General features: G+C 41.0%; 20 protein-coding genes. 10 read left to right on the top strand and 10 right to left on the bottom strand.

Annotation, left to right across the window (positions count from 1 at the left end; translation table 11 throughout):
* Positions 1–56 precede the first annotated feature (56 nt).
* On the top strand, positions 57–1142 hold the full coding sequence (locus L1611_RS02350) for an AI-2E family transporter (protein ID WP_236311445.1): 1086 nt from the start codon (positions 57–59) through the stop codon (positions 1140–1142).
* Positions 1143–1265: 123 nt separating this feature from the next.
* On the opposite strand, the gene L1611_RS02345 is transcribed toward L1611_RS02350, so the two are convergent.
* Complete coding sequence (locus L1611_RS02345) at positions 1266–2711, bottom strand: sodium:solute symporter family protein (RefSeq protein ID WP_236311444.1); 1446 nt, start codon at positions 2709–2711, stop codon at positions 1266–1268.
* Positions 2712–2789: 78 nt separating this feature from the next.
* On the bottom strand, positions 2790–3014 hold the full coding sequence (locus tag L1611_RS02340) for a hypothetical protein (RefSeq protein WP_236311443.1): 225 nt from the start codon (positions 3012–3014) through the stop codon (positions 2790–2792).
* Between the two features lie 292 nt (positions 3015–3306).
* Between L1611_RS02340 and L1611_RS02335 the strand changes: the two genes are divergently transcribed.
* Positions 3307–3885, top strand: coding sequence for an HAD-IA family hydrolase (locus L1611_RS02335; RefSeq protein ID WP_236311442.1), 579 nt, complete (start codon positions 3307–3309; stop codon positions 3883–3885).
* A gap of 509 nt (positions 3886–4394) precedes the next feature.
* Positions 4395–6176 carry a M3 family oligoendopeptidase gene (locus L1611_RS02330; protein ID WP_236311441.1) on the top strand — a complete coding sequence of 594 codons (1782 nt, stop codon included), beginning with the start codon at positions 4395–4397 and terminating at the stop codon, positions 6174–6176.
* Positions 6177–6224: 48 nt separating this feature from the next.
* Here the strand turns inward: L1611_RS02330 and pssA are convergent, their stop codons facing one another.
* The 8 genes from pssA to sda form a co-directional block, all read right to left on the bottom strand.
* Complete coding sequence (pssA, locus tag L1611_RS02325; RefSeq protein WP_236311440.1) at positions 6225–6764, bottom strand: CDP-diacylglycerol--serine O-phosphatidyltransferase; 540 nt, start codon at positions 6762–6764, stop codon at positions 6225–6227.
* 379 nt (positions 6765–7143) lie between these two features.
* Complete coding sequence (gene mnhG / locus L1611_RS02320) at positions 7144–7491, bottom strand: monovalent cation/H(+) antiporter subunit G (RefSeq protein WP_236311439.1); 348 nt, start codon at positions 7489–7491, stop codon at positions 7144–7146.
* Entirely contained in the window at positions 7472–7762 is a 291-nt protein-coding gene (locus tag L1611_RS02315; RefSeq protein WP_225063550.1) for a Na(+)/H(+) antiporter subunit F1, read from the bottom strand. The genes mnhG and L1611_RS02315 overlap by 20 nt, the downstream gene beginning before the upstream one ends.
* Positions 7759–8235, bottom strand: coding sequence for a Na+/H+ antiporter subunit E (locus tag L1611_RS02310; RefSeq protein WP_236311438.1), 477 nt, complete (start codon positions 8233–8235; stop codon positions 7759–7761). The genes L1611_RS02315 and L1611_RS02310 overlap by 4 nt, the downstream gene beginning before the upstream one ends.
* A gap of 6 nt (positions 8236–8241) precedes the next feature.
* A complete protein-coding gene (locus tag L1611_RS02305; protein WP_236311436.1) occupies positions 8242–9723 on the bottom strand; it encodes a Na+/H+ antiporter subunit D in 1482 nt (493 codons plus the stop codon).
* Complete coding sequence (locus L1611_RS02300) at positions 9716–10054, bottom strand: Na(+)/H(+) antiporter subunit C (protein WP_236311435.1); 339 nt, start codon at positions 10052–10054, stop codon at positions 9716–9718. Before L1611_RS02300 ends, L1611_RS02305 begins: the two co-directional genes overlap by 8 nt.
* A gap of 2 nt (positions 10055–10056) precedes the next feature.
* Positions 10057–12393, bottom strand: a complete 2337-nt coding sequence (locus tag L1611_RS02295) for a Na+/H+ antiporter subunit A (RefSeq protein WP_407681688.1) — start codon at positions 12391–12393, stop codon at positions 10057–10059.
* A 344-nt stretch (positions 12394–12737) separates the two neighbouring features.
* On the bottom strand, positions 12738–12881 hold the full coding sequence (gene sda / locus L1611_RS02290; RefSeq protein WP_236311434.1) for a sporulation histidine kinase inhibitor Sda: 144 nt from the start codon (positions 12879–12881) through the stop codon (positions 12738–12740).
* Between the two features lie 554 nt (positions 12882–13435).
* Here sda and L1611_RS02285 point away from each other — a divergent pair.
* From L1611_RS02285 to rsfS, 7 genes are read left to right on the top strand one after another with little or no spacing between them, the layout of a single operon-like run.
* Positions 13436–13951 carry a YqeG family HAD IIIA-type phosphatase gene (locus L1611_RS02285; protein ID WP_236311433.1) on the top strand — a complete coding sequence of 172 codons (516 nt, stop codon included), beginning with the start codon at positions 13436–13438 and terminating at the stop codon, positions 13949–13951.
* A 3-nt stretch (positions 13952–13954) separates the two neighbouring features.
* Positions 13955–15061 (top strand): ribosome biogenesis GTPase YqeH, encoded by a 1107-nt coding sequence (yqeH, locus tag L1611_RS02280; RefSeq protein ID WP_236311432.1) that lies wholly within the window; start codon positions 13955–13957, stop codon positions 15059–15061.
* On the top strand, positions 15039–15875 hold the full coding sequence (gene aroE / locus L1611_RS02275; RefSeq protein ID WP_236311431.1) for a shikimate dehydrogenase: 837 nt from the start codon (positions 15039–15041) through the stop codon (positions 15873–15875). The genes yqeH and aroE overlap by 23 nt, the downstream gene beginning before the upstream one ends.
* Positions 15876–15877: 2 nt before the next feature.
* Entirely contained in the window at positions 15878–16171 is a 294-nt protein-coding gene (yhbY, locus tag L1611_RS02270) for a ribosome assembly RNA-binding protein YhbY (protein ID WP_225063558.1), read from the top strand.
* Positions 16172–16177: 6 nt separating this feature from the next.
* The gene (locus L1611_RS02265) at positions 16178–16762 is read left to right on the top strand and encodes a nicotinate-nucleotide adenylyltransferase (protein ID WP_236311430.1); all 585 of its coding nucleotides are present in this window, start codon (positions 16178–16180) and stop codon (positions 16760–16762) included.
* Positions 16749–17324, top strand: coding sequence for a bis(5'-nucleosyl)-tetraphosphatase (symmetrical) YqeK (yqeK, locus tag L1611_RS02260; RefSeq protein WP_236311429.1), 576 nt, complete (start codon positions 16749–16751; stop codon positions 17322–17324). The genes L1611_RS02265 and yqeK overlap by 14 nt, the downstream gene beginning before the upstream one ends.
* Positions 17321–17674 (top strand): ribosome silencing factor, encoded by a 354-nt coding sequence (gene rsfS, locus L1611_RS02255; RefSeq protein ID WP_236311427.1) that lies wholly within the window; start codon positions 17321–17323, stop codon positions 17672–17674. Before yqeK ends, rsfS begins: the two co-directional genes overlap by 4 nt.
* The last annotated feature ends 1 nt before the right edge of the window (position 17675 follow it).

Here is a 17675-nt window from a genome sequence, read left to right as displayed (position 1 = left end):
AAGTTAGATAACGTTTCTGAAAGGGTATTGACTGAAGAACAGAGAGGAGGTTAGACGTGTTACAGTCAAAATTATTTCGTGCACTCATTTGGGTATTATTATTATTTATCATCGTTTGGATCGGGACGGAAATATCTTTTTTATTTAAGCCGATTGGAATCCTGATCACCACTTTATTCTTTCCAATCGTCGTGTCGGGTGTGTTTTTCTATTTGTTCAGGCCGGTGGTCAAATGGATCCAAAAATTAAAGTTACCTAAAGTGTTGGCCATTTTGATCGTATATCTGTTATTTGCAGGGATTGTCACAGGAATCTCCTTGTCAGTCGGTCCAATTTTACAGGAACAGGTGAAAGGTTTGGTGAACGGTGCGCCCGAGTTAGCCGAAGATTTTAAAAAGACTATGGAGGAGTGGAAGGAAAACCCTGCCGTTTCACGACTTCTTAGCAGTGAAATGATGAAAGAAGGGAATCTGCCTGAACGCTTATCGGGATCAATCGGTAATATCTCATCCACTGTAAGCAGTTATATTATTTCATTCTTAAGTATCCTGACGAACATCATCATCGTTCTCATCCTGCTGCCGTTCATTCTTTTCTACATGCTTAAAGATGGAGACAGGCTTCCAGATTCTATCCTTAGGTTTTTACCAGTAAAACACCGCGATGAAGGAATGACGATATTAAGAGATATGGATGAAGCATTGAGCGGATTCATCCAAGGACAGTTGATCGTCAGTTTGTTTATTGGAACATTCGTATATATTTGGTACCTCATCATCGGACTGGACTATGCGTTGATCCTCGCCTTGATAGCTCTCGTATTGAATGTCGTACCTTTCGTAGGCCCAATAATCGGGACGGCACCTGGTGTCATCGTCGGATTGATCCATTCACCGATGACCGCCTTGTACGTCATTCTTGGAGTCATTGTCATCCAGCAAATCGAAAGCAATTTGGTTTCTCCGCAAGTGATGGGTAGGCGCTTGGATGTTCACCCATTGACGGTTATATTGCTGTTACTTGTAGCCAGCGCAATAGGCGGTGTGCTGGGATTAATCCTGGCAATCCCTACTTATGCTGTTGGGAAAGTGATCGTCATCCATACGAAAAGGCTCATCAAATTGTATGGAAATGCTTCATGAAAAGAGAATGGGTTGACCGGTTTGGTCCACCCATTCTTACATCCAGTTCTTTCAAATAAACTATCTAATCGGATAAGATAGGCTCTGCCATAGGTATCCTTGCCTGGATTTGATTATCGGTTTTCAAACGATTTCCTTCAAATCTTCATATAGGGTATGTTCACTTTCTTGCGGTGATAGCAGTGTTATTGACAAGATGGTCACAATCGATACGGGGAGCCCGATGAAGACTGGATGAAGCCCGAAAGGATGTCCTGCTATTTGCCAAATGACAGCAACGACCAACCCGGACCACATCGCTATGATCCCAGCACTTTTGGTTGTCCGTTTCCAAAACAGTCCAAACAACACAGGTGCGAGAAGTCCTGAGACAAGCATCGCCGAACCTGTTATCCACAGAGTGACTAATTGTGGGATATAGAGGGCTAAAAGAAGGGCTATGACTGATACGACGGCAACAGATAAACGGCTGAAATGGAGCATTCTTTTATTATCGATTCCACCCATTCTTGGTTTGACGATGTCATTGACGATTGAGGAGGAGGCTGCTATGAAAAACGAGTCTGCACAGGATATGACAGTAGCCAACAAGGCGATCAGCATGACGATGACCATTGTAAAAGGCAATACAGCCCCAATGACTTCATAATAAATCAAAGCTGGATCTATGTTTGTCATATTCAAGCCGAATTTAGTGAAAACGCCAATTGCCACGACGATCGCAGCCGTCAAGAATCCTAGAATGATTGCTGCCCAATATCCGGATTTAGCTGTCTTGATATCCTTGGCTGCCCAGAAACGTTGCCAAAGATCTTGTCTGACGAATTGATAGGCTCCGATTGTCAGCATATAGATCAAGAAGTCTGATGTGGAAATATTAAAGATGCTCAGCATGTTTCCGTTTTCTGTATTCCTCGCGGTGTCAGCAACAGCCCCCCAGTCACCGACTGTATACAAAATGACCGCAAAAAGGATGAACACTCCGATCGTCTGTATAGTCCCATGGATTACATCCTGCCAGATGACCGACTTAAGTCCTCCGAAGTATGTTTTTAAAGTTAAAAGGACCCAGCTGATGAGGATTCCGACTGTCATGCTCATCCCAAGCGTCAAATTAAGAATGGTCGCGATGGCTACGAATTGCATCCCTGTTATCGCACAATAAGCAACCAAAATGCAGATCACAGTCGGTACTCTTGCTCCTTCTCCATAACGCAGGGCTGTGAAGTCACCAAGCGTGACCATGTTGTATTTTTCACCAAGTATACGAATCCGTTTCAACAAAAAGATTGCCAACACGATGGATGTCAAAGTGAATCCGATTGCCAACCACTGCTGGCCCATTCCGAACAGATAACCATTCGTCATATACCCGAGTAAAATCGATCCACCGATCGCTGTTCCAGTAAAAGTAAGGATAAGGGGGAGCAGGGAGACTGATCGGCTCGCTACATTGTAATCATCATATGTCTTGATTTTTCGATTAACATAGAGGGATAAACCGAATAGGAATAGGAAGTAAACCACTACGATTGAGATTAAAATCAACTGTTGCTGTTCACTAAACATCACATTCATCCTTTCATGGTTTCAAAAATGGTAGAGTCACTATAAATCAATCTTCCTTCCAAGTATGTCCTTTTAACTTTAATATCTGTTAAACTTTTCTACATCCACTTTTAACGGGTGATCCGAAATGACCATGAGATCCGCTTTTGCCAGCGGTTTGATGATCCCTATGGCATGTTCTCCAAATTGAACTGTATGCTTTATCCGTTGTATAAGCTCAAAGCATACGTGTCTCCTGATTTTTTTGATGCAGCCAATATGTGAAAAAGCCAGGAATATGGACAGCACAGGTAAATTTGACATACTTACCCCCAGTACATATAACTGGCTTTTACATCTAACGGGTGCCCTACTTTGCACCAGTAGAGTCGGTTAGACGAACAGTTATTTCGGTATTGGTATTTGAAGATATTAATAACCTATCAAAGATTAGGTTGCAAGGTCAATGTAATAGTTTGATAATTCACACTAAATTGAATATTAAGGATGAAAGTAACATTTGGTTCAGTGTAAATAGGACTAATCCCCGTATATATGGAACTACTTGAATGGTCAGACGTAAGTATATACAGAATAGAGGGAAAAGGAGGAATACATGAATATTCTTTGGGATTTTGACGGGACCCTTGTAGATAGTTATCGACTATTTGTAAAATTGTTTAAGGAAGTGCTACAGGATGATGCCACTGAGGAAGAGATCTTCAGACATTTGAAAATTTCCTTTACACATGCATTTGAATATTACGGTTTTTCAGAAGAGTTGAAAGAAAAGTTTCGGTACCTGGAGGATGAACTGGAACCTTCAGAATTCATTCCCTTTGAAGATTTGGAGAAAGTACTCGAACTTGCCGACCAAAATTTCATTGTGACGCATAACTCGAGAAAAGTCGTTACGGATGTATTGGATCATCACGGCTTGAAAGGGCAGTTCACAAAAATAATCGGCTATGAAGATGAATTTCCGAGGAAGCCGGATCCATCAGCTTATAAACACATTTTGAAAGAGTATTCTATCGATGTGGTTGTAGGTGACCGTGAATTGGATTTGATTCCAGCTAAGGAACTAGGAATTGCGACTTGCAGCTTCCAAAATGACTTGATTGAGGGTATGGATTACTATGTTCATACATATCAAGAACTGTATGATATTTTAAAGGCAAAACTTAGGATGTAACTTCGTACCATCTTTTTCGCTTCCATACTCAGAAGATTATAATGAAAAATTTAATTTATAAAGGGTAAAAGAAGGTTAATCAGCGGTGAATTGTGGAAATATACAGTATAATAATAGAAGAGGGGTGCAATATGGAAATCATATTCAATATAACTATGATATTAATGCTCGTCTACTTCATGTACGCTTGTGCCTATGATTAAAAAGCAGACACCTCAAGTGTCTGTTTTTTAAAAGAATAAAAAGGTATAAAAAATTTTGGTTGCGATGAAGAAATGTCTAGCTCCACCGCCCAACCACTTGGCTAACTTCAGACCTCCTGTGGCGGCGATAGCCTTCTCGCCGGACTTCCAGTGACCTTCGTTGCTGATCAGGGCGTCAGCGCTTTTCTTGTAATATTTTGGATATCGATATAAATAGGGAACTTCATGTCGAATGTATTCTCTTTTTAAATTTATGAATTTTCTTTATAATAAAAAGGTACTACATATTTTTTTAGGAGGATGTCAATGAAATTAACACAATTACCTCAGAAGTGGAATTTGGATAATATTTTTCCAGGTGGTAGTGCTTCCCAGGAGTTAAAGGCATACATACAATCGATCGAAGTACAGATCGTAGAAGCAAAGAACATAATCGATGAATGTAATCCGCAAAATCATCAGGATCTTGCAAAAGTGGTAGAAGAGATGAGTCTATTGTCGTCTCGCCTCCACGAAAGCAGTGCATATGTCGGTTGTCTGGTGGCACAGGATGTGAAGGATAAAGAGGCAGTTGCAATAAGAGGTAAGCTCGACCAAATCGGGGCAAAATATCATTCACTATGGACACAATTTGATGTCAAGCTGACTGAAGTAACCGATAATGAGTTGAAAACGCTACTCCAATACGATGAACTTTATCCATATAGCTACATCCTGAGTGAACGTCGAAAAAATGCGGTGGAAAAGCTCAGTTTCGAACAAGAATCACTCATTAACGACTTAGCGGTTGACGGCTATCACGCATGGTCCAACCTTTATGACTTGGTTGTAGGAAAGATGAGCATACCCTTTGAAGAAGATGGAAAGAAAGAAGAGCTTTCGGTCGGTCAATTGGATAACAAACTATCGAGTCAAAACCCGGAAACCCGCCACCGTGCGTTTGAAGCGTATGAAAAAGCCTGGGCAGAACAAGAAGATTTTTGTTCAGAGGCATTGAATCATCTGGCAGGTTTCAGGTTGAACACGTATCAACATCGTAATTGGGACTCTGTATTGAAAGAACCTTTAACCATCAACCGCATGAGTCAAGAGACGCTGGATACGATGTGGAAGGTCATCGAACAGCATAAAAATACTTTTGTGAAATATTTAGATCGAAAAGCAGAAATGCTTGGCCTGGAAAAGCTTGGCTGGACTGATGTCGATGCACCAATAGGAAAAGCAGTTACGAAAGTCTCTTATGATGAAGCTGCTAATTTCATTATTGAGCAATTCAATCATTACAATCCTAAAATGAGTGAGTTTTCCCGCCAAGCTTTTGAAAAAGCATGGATTGAGGCTGAAGATCGAGCTGGAAAACGTCCTGGTGGATTCTGTACAAGTTTCCCGAATGCGAAAGAAACAAGAATTTTCATGACATTTTCCGGTAATGCAAGCAATGTTTCAACACTCGCTCACGAGCTTGGCCATGCATATCACCAACATATCATGGATGAGCTCCCATACTTAAACCAAAATTATGCGATGAATGTGGCAGAAACAGCTTCTACGTATGCAGAGATGCTCGTTTCAGATGCGGCTGTCGAAGCAGCAAAGACAGAAGAAGAGCGGATCGTTCTCCTTGAGGATAAGATCCAGCGTTCCGTTGCATTCTTCATGAACATACACGCTCGTTACCTTTTTGAGACACGTTTTTACAGCGAAAGAGAAAAGGGACTCGTCTCAGTTACTAGATTGAAAGAATTAATGGAAGAAGCACAAAGAGAAGCTTATTGCGATGCTTTAGGTGAATATCACCCATATTTCTGGGCTTCCAAGCTGCATTTCTATATAACAGATGTACCGTTCTACAATTTCCCGTATACCTTCGGATATATGTTCAGTGCAGGAATTTATGCGATTGCAAGAGAACAGGGAGCAGCATTTGAAGAGAAGTACATCGCCCTGCTTCAAGATACAGGGACAATGTCAGTCGAGGATTTAGCTGAGAAACATCTAGGTGAGGATCTTACTAAACCGAACTTCTGGAAAAATGCAATCCAACTTGCAGTTGACGATGTAGATGAGTTCTTGAAATTGACGAAATGAAACCACTAAAAAAGGTGCTGTCCTAAGGACAGCACCCTTTTATCGATTTCAACGTTTTTTAACACTCACATTACTGATCATCAAGAATGAAAGGATAAGGATGAGGAACATGAATATAAAATTCGGCATCATATCCACTGTCAAAAAGGAAAGGGCAACGATGCATCCTGCTGCAGTAATCGGAACACCTCTGAAATGCCCGTCAAATTCAGTAATATTGAATCTAGCTAAACGTATTGCACCGCAAAGCATATAAATGATGATAAAGACGATGCCCGGTGTTCCAAAATCGTGTAAAATCGCTTGGTAGATCAAGAATGCTGGCGCAACTCCGAAAGAGATCAAATCACAAAGGGAATCAAGTTGCTTACCAAACTCTGATTCTATTTGCAGCTTCCTAGCTATCATCCCATCAAAACGATCAAACAAAGCACATAAAAATATGAACCAAAAGCTCATTTCCAATTGACCTTTTAAAACACATACAATGGCTACAGCACCAAATGTCATGTTCAATAGTGTCATTGCGTTAGCGGTCTGGCTCTTCATCCGCTTAAGTGTATGGTCAACCCGGTCCAAAAAGTACATTATACAAGTCACTCCTTATTGGTTTCTCATTAAATGAAAAATCCAATCCATTGAGCTGATTAAAACTATTATATGCCACAACTTCATAATAAGAAAGCCTTATTTTACAAATCCTTTACAATTCGAATTACGTTATATAAAAGCCATTCGTTTTTAGTGTTGATTTTCGCAATTCATTCATTCCCTTTCCAGACGATCTACAAATCTCCTGCTCGTTCTTCATTACGGTGTCCCGTCCGGTTGTTGTTTTACAATTCGGAAATATACACACGCTTTAAGGTTTAACATTTGAATCAGTTCATGGAAGCACAAGGTAAATGAAGGTCCAAATAAAACAGCTGACAGAGCACTAAAACCTGCCAGCTGACTGTTTTCTGTACTATGAAGTTTCCTTATTATCATATTTCTTTTGCAGCTCATCCTTTATCGTTCGCTCAGAAAGAGGCACCCCTGTCCGGTAGGCCGCTCGTGAAATCATATGTCCCGCTACTGGAGCAGTCATCAAGACGAAGAGGATTCCAAGAATCAATTTTCCGCTCATTACGTTTTCTTCGACAATAAAGAAAATGAAGGCAGCGATCAAGACACCTGATACGCCAAGTGTTGCACTTTTTGTAGCAGCATGTAGCCTTGAATACACATCTGGAAAACGCAGGATTCCCAGTGAGCTCGAAAATACAAAGAATGTTCCAATCAATACTAGGACACTAATCACGACTTCGATCAATGATAACACCCTTTTCCAAGAATTTCGCAATCGCAATCGTTGCGATGAATGTCAAAATACCTATCAATAGGATTACATCATTCAATCTGATTGTACTCAATTGTATAGCAACAAGACCTGTCATGGATATCAGATTGATCCCGATTGTGTCAATTGCTACCGCTCGATCAGGATTTGAGGGACCTTTGATGGCACGATAGAGCAGCATGAGGATTGAAATCGAATTGATCACCATACATAGCCAGATGACGTTGTGTAATAAGGAGCTCATCGTGTCACATCCTTTATCGCTTTCTCAAATGTTCCCTTGATCTGATTGATCGTTTCATCCACATCAGGGAGGTCCATGGCATGGATGTATAAGAATTTATTATCAACTGAAACATCTACGGATAATGTACCAGGTGTCAAAGTAATAAGATTAGCCAGCAGGGTTATTTCCCAGTTGGTCTTCAAATCGATCGGAAGCGCTACGATCCCTGGTTGCATATCCATCTTTGGTTTATAGATCATCTTCAAGACCTCGATGTTGGCAATCAGAAGCTCTTTAGCGAACAAAAGGATAAGCTTCCATATAGCAAACACATATCTTAAATAGAATGTATCAGGTATGAACCGGTTCAGTAAGAGCAATAGGAAAATCCCTATGATGAAACCGATCAGGAACGTGCCAAAATCGTATGTTTCCATCAAGAACATCCATATCAGCCCGATTGCAAGGTTGATTAAAAGTTGAAATGCCATATCTAACTACTCCTTCTTTAAGACCGCGTCGATATAGACAGAAGGATCCGTCAAATCAACACCGATTTGTTGGATATAGGGTAGAAACCATTCTGCTCCAACTCCCAAAACGATTGAAAAGATCAGTAGGAAGGAAATTGGGAAATACAATGGTCGGATTGACCGCGTATTTTGTGGTAAATCCATTCCTTCACCCCAAAATCCAAGGATGAAAATCCTCATGACTGATATTAAAATCAATAAACTAGTAATCAACGCGACAATGGCAACCACATAATGACCGTTCTCAAAAGCACCTTGCAACAACTGTAATTTACCGATGAAACCACTGAACGGCGGTAATCCTGCTAAAACAAGGCTAGCAATGAAGAACATCCAACCGAGAAAAGGGAATTCTTTGATCAAACCGCTGATTTTCCGAAGATCGGTTGTCCCTGCAACAATGGCGACTGCCCCTACTAACAAAAACAAGGCGGCTTTGATCACCATGTCATGGATCAAATAGTAAATGGAACCGGAAAGCGAAAGTTCGCTGAAGACTCCTACACCCATGATCATAAAGCCGATGGCGGGAATGATGTTGTAGGCAATGATCAATTTGATGTTGTTCGTCGATAGTGCGCCTGCAACACCAAAAATCAACGTGAAACCAGCCAATACAATGAAGAAAGTATGGGTGTAATCGATATTCCCGTTAAAGATCAATGTGAAAATCCGTATGATCGAATAAATCCCGACTTTAGTCAATAAAGCACCGAACAATGCGGAAATAACAGCTGGTGGTTTCGTATACGCGTTTGGCATCCAGAAATACAGCGGGAATAAAGCCCCTTTTGTTGCAAAAACGATAAAAAAGAGGATGCCGATTGTCGTTAAGATGCCGGTTTGATTGACATAACCTACACGCACAGATAATTGAGCCATGTTTACGGTACCCGTTACGGAGTACAGGAAGGCTACCGTCGTTACGAAAAGAATTGAAGAGAACAGGTTCAACAATACATATTTGATCGATTCACGAAGCTGTTGTCTCGTGCCACCGAGGGTAATGAGCCCGTATGAGGCCATCAACAATACTTCAAAGAAAACAAAAAGGTTGAATATGTCCCCGGTCAAAAACGCTCCGCTGACCCCACCGATAAGAATCAGGAAGAAGGTATAAAAGTAAAATTCTTCTCGTCCCTTATCTAAAGAATAGGGGGCATAGAATGCAGCGGCGACTGCAATGATGTTTGTCGTAAGGATCAGAGACATGGCCAGCCCGTCACCTACGAGTATGATCCCGTAAGGAGCATCCCACCCTCCTGTTTGTAAAACAAGTGTTCCATTTTCTAAAACATAATAAGTGACAAAAGCCGTGACAGCAAGGTTGAGAATTGTAACAATTTGAGTTCCAGCCCGGACCAATGGAAGTCTCTTTCTGAAAAAGACGAACATGGTGCCGGCGATGAGTGGTATCAAGATAGGTAAAAAAATTAAATTAGTCATGATCAGATCCCCTTAATTGCTCCATGTTGTCCGTTTTATTCGTTCTATAGGCCCTGTAAGCCAGCACGAGTAAAAATGATGTGACCCCAAAACTGATGACGATGGAGGTCAAAATCAGAGCCTGTGGAAGGGGATCCGTATAGGCTTTGATCCCTTCTTCCAGAATTGGGGGGTCACCTCTGTTCAACTTGCCCATCGTCAAAATGAGCAAATGTGCCCCATGAGATAATAAGGCGGTACCGAATACAATTTTGAGCAGTTGTCTTTGCAATAATAGATAGACACCGGCAGAAAAAAGAATACCAGCCAGTATCGACATGATGATTTCCATGATTAATCCATCTCCCCCTTGTCGCGGAGTCGAATCATTGCGTAGATCCCTAATGCAGCCAGTCCGAGTACGGTGATTTCAAACAAGGTATCCAATCCACGCATGTCAACAAGTATTACATTCACCACATTATTGCCGCCACCGAGATGGTGGGACTCTTTAATGAAATAATGGGCAATCGTTTCGAATTTTTTCGAGCTGTGTGATGCGATCGCAACCAAAGTAACTAAGACACCTACGGAAACGGAGACGATAATATTGAGTGTCTTTGCTCCAACAGGCTGCTTTTTCGTATCGAGTTTCGGCAAGTGGTAGAAGCACAGTAAAAACAGTGCAACTGTAACTGTCTCGACGATCAATTGGGTCAGGGCAAGGTCGGGTGCTCTGAAGAATACGAATAATAATGATAGACCATATCCGACAATCCCGAGAACCAGGATAGCTGCAATACGGTTCTTCATCAGGATCGTTGCAATTGCAGCGATCGCCATTACTAATCCGACTACGACTTCCGGCCAGGAAATCGGTGCAAGGTCACTCGTATCGATGACGAAACCATCTGTTACAAACAGCGTAACGCCTGTTGCACCTATAATGAAAATAAGGATATAGAGCATATAATGTCTGATCGATCCTGTCATGTAAGTCCGAGTTGTCCTTTCAGAAACACGGAACTGCATATTATATAGGTAATCGTATGTTTTATTTGCACTTAACACACCAGGTATCCAATTATAGACAGACTGCCATTTCGTTCTTGTCAAGAACAGGATGACACCTAATGCCACTACAATCATTGACATGTACAGGGCTGGTTCGAAACCGTGCCAGAACACGATGTGTTTATTAGGAAGTTCCCCATAGATCGCTGCAGTAGCAGGTGTCAAGATCGGCTCATTGATCATGTTGGGCAGCAGTCCGACTATAACAACGAAAAGGACAAGTACGATTGGTGAAATCAACATGCCGATTGGTGCTTCATGCGGTTTGACCTTCAACTGGCCACGCGTTTCTCCTGTAAATGTATGGAAGAAAAAGTACATCGAATATACGAAAGTGAATATACTTCCGAACACCGCAAGTGCGGGTACGAAAGGTGCAATACTTGCCACCAACGTTGATGTCGTTTCTAAATCCAGAGATGTCTGGAAGAACATTTCCTTACTCAGGAATCCGTTGAAGATCGGCAAAGGCACACCTGCCATGGAAAAAGCCCCGAAAAATGCCAGGGTCGCAGAGATCGGCATCAATGTCATTAAACCGCCAAGCCTGCGAATATCACGTGTTCCTGTTTCATGATCCACAATTCCAGCAACCATGAACAGACTCCCTTTGAAAGTTGCATGGTTGAAAATATGGAAAACTGCAGCGAAAGCAGCTTCTTTTGTCCCAAAACCGAGCATCGTCATGATCATACCCAGCTGACTGATCGTCGAGAAAGCAAGGATCGCTTTTAAATCAGTTTGCCGGACCGCCATATAGGATCCCCAACAAAGGGTCAATAGACCGAAGCCAGTGACTAGAACGAAAAAGATATCGGTGCCTCCGAACAATAGGAAGAGGCGTGCAGTCAAGTAGATTCCAGCTTTGACCATTGTTGCCGAGTGTAAGAATGCACTGACTGGGGTCGGTGCTTCCATTGCATCCGGCAGCCAGATATGAAATGGGAATTGTGCTGATTTTGTAAAAGCACCTAATAGGATCAACACTAATATGCCAGTGAAATAAGGACTTTCCAGCACTGTATCACTTGCTGCGATCATTTCCCTTATGCTGGTCGTTCCTGTAATGATCGAAAGGAGGATAAGCCCCCCGAGCATGGATAACCCGCCTAATACCGTTATGATCATAGATTTTAATGCGCCATAACGGGAAGCCTGGCGCTCATACCAATATCCGATCAAAAGGAAGGAGGAAATACTCGTCAACTCCCAGAACAGATACAACGCATAGATATTATCTGAAAGTACGACACCGAGCATCGCACCCATGAAAATATACAAAAATACATAGAAATTATTCAACTTTTCGTTTTTATCCAAATAAAAAATGGAATATAAAACTACAAGAGTCCCTATTCCGCTGATTAATAATGAAAATAGTAAACTAAGTCCATCCAAATAAAAACTGAAGTTCATTCCGAGCGATGGCACCCATTCGATTCCTGAAAGCTGAGTATGGCCTTCTGAAATATTCGTAAGCTGTGATAAAAAATACGCAAAGATCCCAAAAGGAATTGGCAGAATTAACCACCCTGTATGAATTGCCCGTATGTATCTAAACAAAAACGGCACTATCAATGCCGTAAGGAACGGAGCAAGGACTGCATATTGCAACATAAAAAAGATCCTCCTATCAAGATTTCCGTATCAAATATGTTATGTACCATTCCCATTGTAATCACATAACGCAGTATTATCAACAATTTTAACGTCAAATGACCTTAAAAAAAAGACAGTTGTTACAATCTGCTGACGATTTTTACATGAAGAAAGCCTATTACATTTTCTTCAGTATCAGCCAAACAAAGATACAATCCAGGGTAAAGCGAGTTTATTTCCTGATTATATTATCACCCAAGTTCCAGACTTTAACAGTTATGATTTTAACGTTTGAAAACGATTGGACAACACAAATGGATGGAAAAGAAGAAAAAAAGAACCAACAATGAATGTTGGTTCGGTTATAAGTGCGTTGAAATTAAGTTAGCAGACAAACGCCTTCGGTCAATCTCTTTTTTGATCAATGTAATGAATTCGTGGCTCAGTTTCAACTCTTTTGCTTTGTGATAGGATTCGATCAAAAGTTCATCAGATAGATTTTCCATAAGCAGCGCCGAAAATGGGCTTAGCACCTCCAGACTTATTTTAGAAATTAGAAGGATCGGTCCATAGTTAAAGTTTTTGTTTTTTATGAAAGTATAATTTCGAATATGATTAACTCAGAGGAAGCATGGGGTTGTCCAAAAGATAAATTGTAAGACATATTAGAATCGAAGTTAGCATAAACATTTATGTTATGATGTAAACCTAGCTTATCACGAAATAGTATGAGGAACAATCGTTCTCTTATCCACAAAAAGAAGTGGATAACTTGTGGGTAAGATGTTTATAAAGTAAATAATTGGTTAAATTTCAATGTGTATATTGTGAGTAAAGTTATCCACATATTCTGAAAATATCAAATTTTGTCGAAAAGTTTTTGTTTTTTTCATACATGAATGAATGACTTCGATAGTAAGTTCACTTTACATTAAAAAAAACTGTTTTTTTGATAAATTCTTCAAAGGTTTAAGAATCGGGAAAAAATCATTGTCGAAGGATAAAATATTGATACAATAAGGTAGGATTGAAGTAGAATTGGATACGAGGTGTTTGGGTAGTGTTTAAACAATTATTACCGAATGAACATGTTCCTTCTATCTATGATATAGATGCGAATGAGTTATTGGAAAGAGGCATAAAAGGAATTATTACTGATCTTGATAATACCCTGGTCGAATGGGATCGCCCCGAGGCTACACCTGAATTGATCAAGTGGTTTGCGATGCTGAAGGATAAAGGGTTACAAGTTACGATTGTTTCTAATAATAACGAGGAGCGGGTACGGAGTTTTTCTTATCCTTTAAACCTACCGTTTATATTCAGGGCACGTAAACCGATGACAAAAGCGTTCAAACGAGCTGCGAAAAATATGAAACTGCGACACAATGAAGTTGTTGTCGTAGGAGATCAAATCTTCACGGATGTCCTCGGAGGAAATCGACTCGGATTATATACCATCCTCGTCGTACCTGTCGCTAAAAGTGATGGGCTGGCTACAAAGTTGAATCGATATATGGAGCGTCATGTATTACAATGGATGAAGCGTAAAGGCTTAATTAATTGGGAGGAATGATTGTTGAGTAATCCGATTTTATGTGAGGGCTGCGGTGTTCCTATTCAGACTGAAAAGAAAGAACTGTTAGGATATACCCCTCCATCAGCATTGAAAAGAGAGCAAGTGATTTGCCAGCGTTGTTTTCGTCTGAAACATTATAATGAAATACAAGAAGTATCCCTAACAGACAAGGACTATCGCAAGATTCTGTCAGACATAGGCTCTAAGGAAGCTTTGGTTGTCAAGATTGTCGATATATTTGATTTTAGTGGAAGCTGGTTGACTGGGATCCATCGGTTCGTCGGTAAGAACGAGATCCTGCTGGTTGGCAACAAGCTTGACCTTCTGCCTAAATCGATCCAGCCTAATAAAATAAAACATTGGATGAAATATGAAGCAAAACAATTAGGTGTGAAGGTGATTGATGTAGAGTTGATGAGTGCAGAAAAGGGGATGAATGTTAAAGAGGTTGCAGCGACCATAGAAGAACACCGGAAAAATAAAGATGTATACATAGTCGGTGCAACGAATGTAGGGAAATCCACATTCATCAACCAACTGATCAAAGAATACAGTGAGGAAGCTTCCTCGCTGATTACAACCTCTCATTTTCCTGGAACCACATTGGATCTCATTGAAATTCCCTTAGACGAAAAAAGCTCACTTTATGATACACCAGGAATTATTAATCACCATCAGATTGCGCACTATATTAATGATAGAGACCTTAAAAAGATTATTCCGAAAAAAGAGGTCAAACCAAAGGTGTACCAATTGAATGAAGGACAAACTTTATTTTTCGGGGGGCTTGCTCGTTTTGACTTTGAATCAGGACCAAAGCAGTCATTCATCTGCTACTTGTCGAACGAATTACCAATCCACCGTACCAAGCTTGAAAAAGCTTCAGAACTTTATCAAAAACAAGTAGGTAACCTGCTTAGTCCACCTGATCCAGAAGACGTTGAACAATTGCCTGCATTGTCCAAACATGAATTTACGATTAAGCAAGACAAGACCGATATTGTTTTTTCGGGGCTCGGTTGGATCACTGTAACCTCCGCCCCTGCGAGAGTGGCAGCATATGCGCCTGAAGGGGTGGGTGTCCATGTTCGAACAGCCCTTATCTAAGTATGCGGTCATCGGTGATCCGATTACGCAGTCGTTGTCCCCAGATATCCATAATGCATGTTTTCATCAAATGGAAATGGAAGCGAACTACGACGCAGTCCATGTACGTAAAGAAGAATTGGCACCAAAAGTGAAATCGCTCATTCAATCGGGTTACAAAGGATTCAATGTGACCATCCCTCATAAAGTAGATATCATCGGACTATTGGATGAGATCGACCCCTTTGCTGATGCGATCGGAGCAGTGAACACAGTAGTCGTTGAAGGGTCTTCCTTGAAAGGATACAATACAGACGGTCCTGGGTTTTATCAAGCTTTGCTCCAGGTTCATCCTTTCAATCTAAAAGAAGCGAATATTCTCGTGATCGGTGCTGGGGGCGCAGCAAGGGCGATTGTAAAGACCTTCCTTTTGAAGGGGATCAAAAAGGTTTCTGTCACAAACAGGACAGCGGGTAAAGCAGAACAGTTGCTTGAAGGAAGCAGTGGTCTCCTCTTATCATTAGAAGAGGCCGAAGCGAACTTAGGACAATATGATATCGTCATCAATACGACCCCGATCGGAATGGTCCAAAACCTCCATGCAACACCCATTTCTACGGAGCATTTGGAATCCCATACAGATGTAGTCGACATCATATATAACCCATTGATGACGAAGTTCTTGAAACAAGGGGTGGAAAAAGGCTGTACGATCCAAAATGGCGTTCCCATGTTTATATATCAAGCAGCCCTTTCATTTGAACTTTGGACGGGAATGAAACCCGACCTCAGTTTGATGAAAAAAACAGTTGAACAGAAGCTTGGAGGGAAATGAATATGCTAACTGGTAAACAAAAACGTTTTTTACGTTCAAAAGCTCATCACCTTGATCCAATTTTCCAGGTTGGAAAAGGCGGTACGAATGAGAATATGCATTCACAAATCAATGAGGCACTAGAAGCGCGTGAGCTGATCAAGGTCAGTGTCCTGCAAAATTGTGAGGAAGATAAGGATACAGTCGCGGAAAACCTGACAGAAAAAACAGGGGCGGAGCTCGTTCAAGTAATCGGAAATACAATTGTTTTATATAAAGAATCAAAAGAGAAAAAAACGATAGAGCTGCCTTCCTGAACTGATATGGATAAGCAAAGGATTGGAATACTCGGGGGTACGTTTGATCCGCCTCACATCGGTCATCTTATCATGGCCCAAGAAGCGGCTGAGCAATGTAACTTGGATAAGGTATGGTTCATGCCGAATGCATCGCCTCCACATAAACAAGAGAATGGAGTATCACCCGGTAATGATCGGGTAGAAATGGCGAAAAGATTGATTGATAAGGTGGACAGGTTCAAACTTTTATTGATTGAATTTGAACGAGAAGGACCTTCGTACACAGTTGACACGATGAAAGAGCTGAAAGGTAAGCACCCAGATACCGAATTCTTTTTTATTATTGGCGGTGATAGCGTTGAAGCACTGCATACGTGGGATAGGATCGATGAATTGGTGGAAATCGTCACTTTCATCGGCGTAAAGCGACCTGGACATGAATTTGAAAGTCCATATCTTGATAAGATCATAGCCATCGAAGTACCATTGATCGGAATATCTTCGACAATGTTAAGGGAACGGTTCCGTCACGAAAAAAACACCAAATATTATGTGACTGAAGAAGTAAGGGAATACATCGAGGTGAATCGGTTATATGACAAAAGATGAAGCATTGAAAATTGTCAGGGAACAATTGACTGAACACCGTTATCATCATACGATTGGTGTTATGGATACAGCAATCCGATTAGCAGAAAGATTTGGGGAAAATTCGGAAAAAGCGATGATGGCTGCCATTTTTCACGACTATGCCAAATTCCGTCCGAAGGATGAAATGAAATCGATCATTCTTGAACAAAAGCTCGGAGAAGATATATTGCTGTATGGCTCAGAACTCTGGCATGCGCCAGTCGGTGCTTATCTTGTCAGAACGGAAGTCGGGATCGAGGATGAAGAAATCTTGTTAGCAATCAAGAGTCATACCTCAGGAAGACCTGGCATGACGCTGTTAGAGAAAATTATCTTCTTAGCAGATTATATCGAGCCGGGGAGACGCTTTCCTGGTGTAGATGATGTCAGGTCCACAGCAGAAGAAAATCTGGATAATGCCATAAAACAATCTTTGGTGAATACCATCATATTCCTAATGAGAAGAAATCAACTGGTTTACCCGGAAACATTACACACATATAACGATATGGTTCATCAACAAGGAGGAAAAAATGAATGACTTCAAATGAATTGGTAGAATCGTCCGTACAAGCTCTTGACGATAAAAGAGCTGAAAATATAGTCGTCTTGGATGTTCAAGGAATCTCTCTTGTAGCCGATTACTTCATAATTTCTCATGGAAATTCAGAAAAGCAAGTTGAAGCAATCGCTCGTGAAGTAAAGGACCGTGCTCTGGAAAAAGAATATCCCGTCAAACGTTTAGAAGGGTTGGATCAATCTCGCTGGGTACTGATCGATCTTGGGGATGTCATTGTCCACATCTTCCACAAAGATGAGCGGATGTATTATAACCTTGAGAAACTATGGGGAGACGCCCCGACCTTAAATATAGAATCTATGTTGACATAAC

It is taken from the genome of Pseudalkalibacillus salsuginis (assembly GCF_021646685.1).
Classification (GTDB): Bacteria; Bacillota; Bacilli; order Bacillales; family Fictibacillaceae; genus Pseudalkalibacillus; species Pseudalkalibacillus salsuginis.
This window is presented reverse-complemented; position numbering and strand designations above follow the sequence as displayed.

Bases quoted from the DNA above. Each gene is read 5' to 3' on its own strand.
- L1611_RS02345 (WP_236311444.1), bottom strand. From the start codon at position 2,711: ATGTTTAGTGAACAGCAACAGTTGATTTTAATCTCAATCGTAGTGGTT.
- L1611_RS02340 (WP_236311443.1), bottom strand. From the start codon at position 3,014: ATGTCAAATTTACCTGTGCTGTCCATATTCCTGGCTTTTTCACATATT.
- L1611_RS02335 (WP_236311442.1), top strand. From the start codon at position 3,307: ATGAATATTCTTTGGGATTTTGACGGGACCCTTGTAGATAGTTATCGA.
- L1611_RS02330 (WP_236311441.1), top strand. From the start codon at position 4,395: ATGAAATTAACACAATTACCTCAGAAGTGGAATTTGGATAATATTTTT.
- pssA (WP_236311440.1), bottom strand. From the start codon at position 6,764: ATGTACTTTTTGGACCGGGTTGACCATACACTTAAGCGGATGAAGAGC.
- L1611_RS02315 (WP_225063550.1), bottom strand. From the start codon at position 7,762: ATGAGCTCCTTATTACACAACGTCATCTGGCTATGTATGGTGATCAAT.
- L1611_RS02310 (WP_236311438.1), bottom strand. From the start codon at position 8,235: ATGGCATTTCAACTTTTAATCAACCTTGCAATCGGGCTGATATGGATG.
- L1611_RS02305 (WP_236311436.1), bottom strand. From the start codon at position 9,723: ATGACTAATTTAATTTTTTTACCTATCTTGATACCACTCATCGCCGGC.
- L1611_RS02300 (WP_236311435.1), bottom strand. From the start codon at position 10,054: ATGGAAATCATCATGTCGATACTGGCTGGTATTCTTTTTTCTGCCGGT.
- L1611_RS02295 (WP_407681688.1), bottom strand. From the start codon at position 12,393: ATGTTGCAATATGCAGTCCTTGCTCCGTTCCTTACGGCATTGATAGTG.
- sda (WP_236311434.1), bottom strand. From the start codon at position 12,881: ATGGAAAATCTATCTGATGAACTTTTGATCGAATCCTATCACAAAGCA.
- aroE (WP_236311431.1), top strand. From the start codon at position 15,039: ATGTTCGAACAGCCCTTATCTAAGTATGCGGTCATCGGTGATCCGATT.
- yhbY (WP_225063558.1), top strand. From the start codon at position 15,878: ATGCTAACTGGTAAACAAAAACGTTTTTTACGTTCAAAAGCTCATCAC.
- L1611_RS02265 (WP_236311430.1), top strand. From the start codon at position 16,178: ATGGATAAGCAAAGGATTGGAATACTCGGGGGTACGTTTGATCCGCCT.
- yqeK (WP_236311429.1), top strand. From the start codon at position 16,749: ATGACAAAAGATGAAGCATTGAAAATTGTCAGGGAACAATTGACTGAA.
- rsfS (WP_236311427.1), top strand. From the start codon at position 17,321: ATGACTTCAAATGAATTGGTAGAATCGTCCGTACAAGCTCTTGACGAT.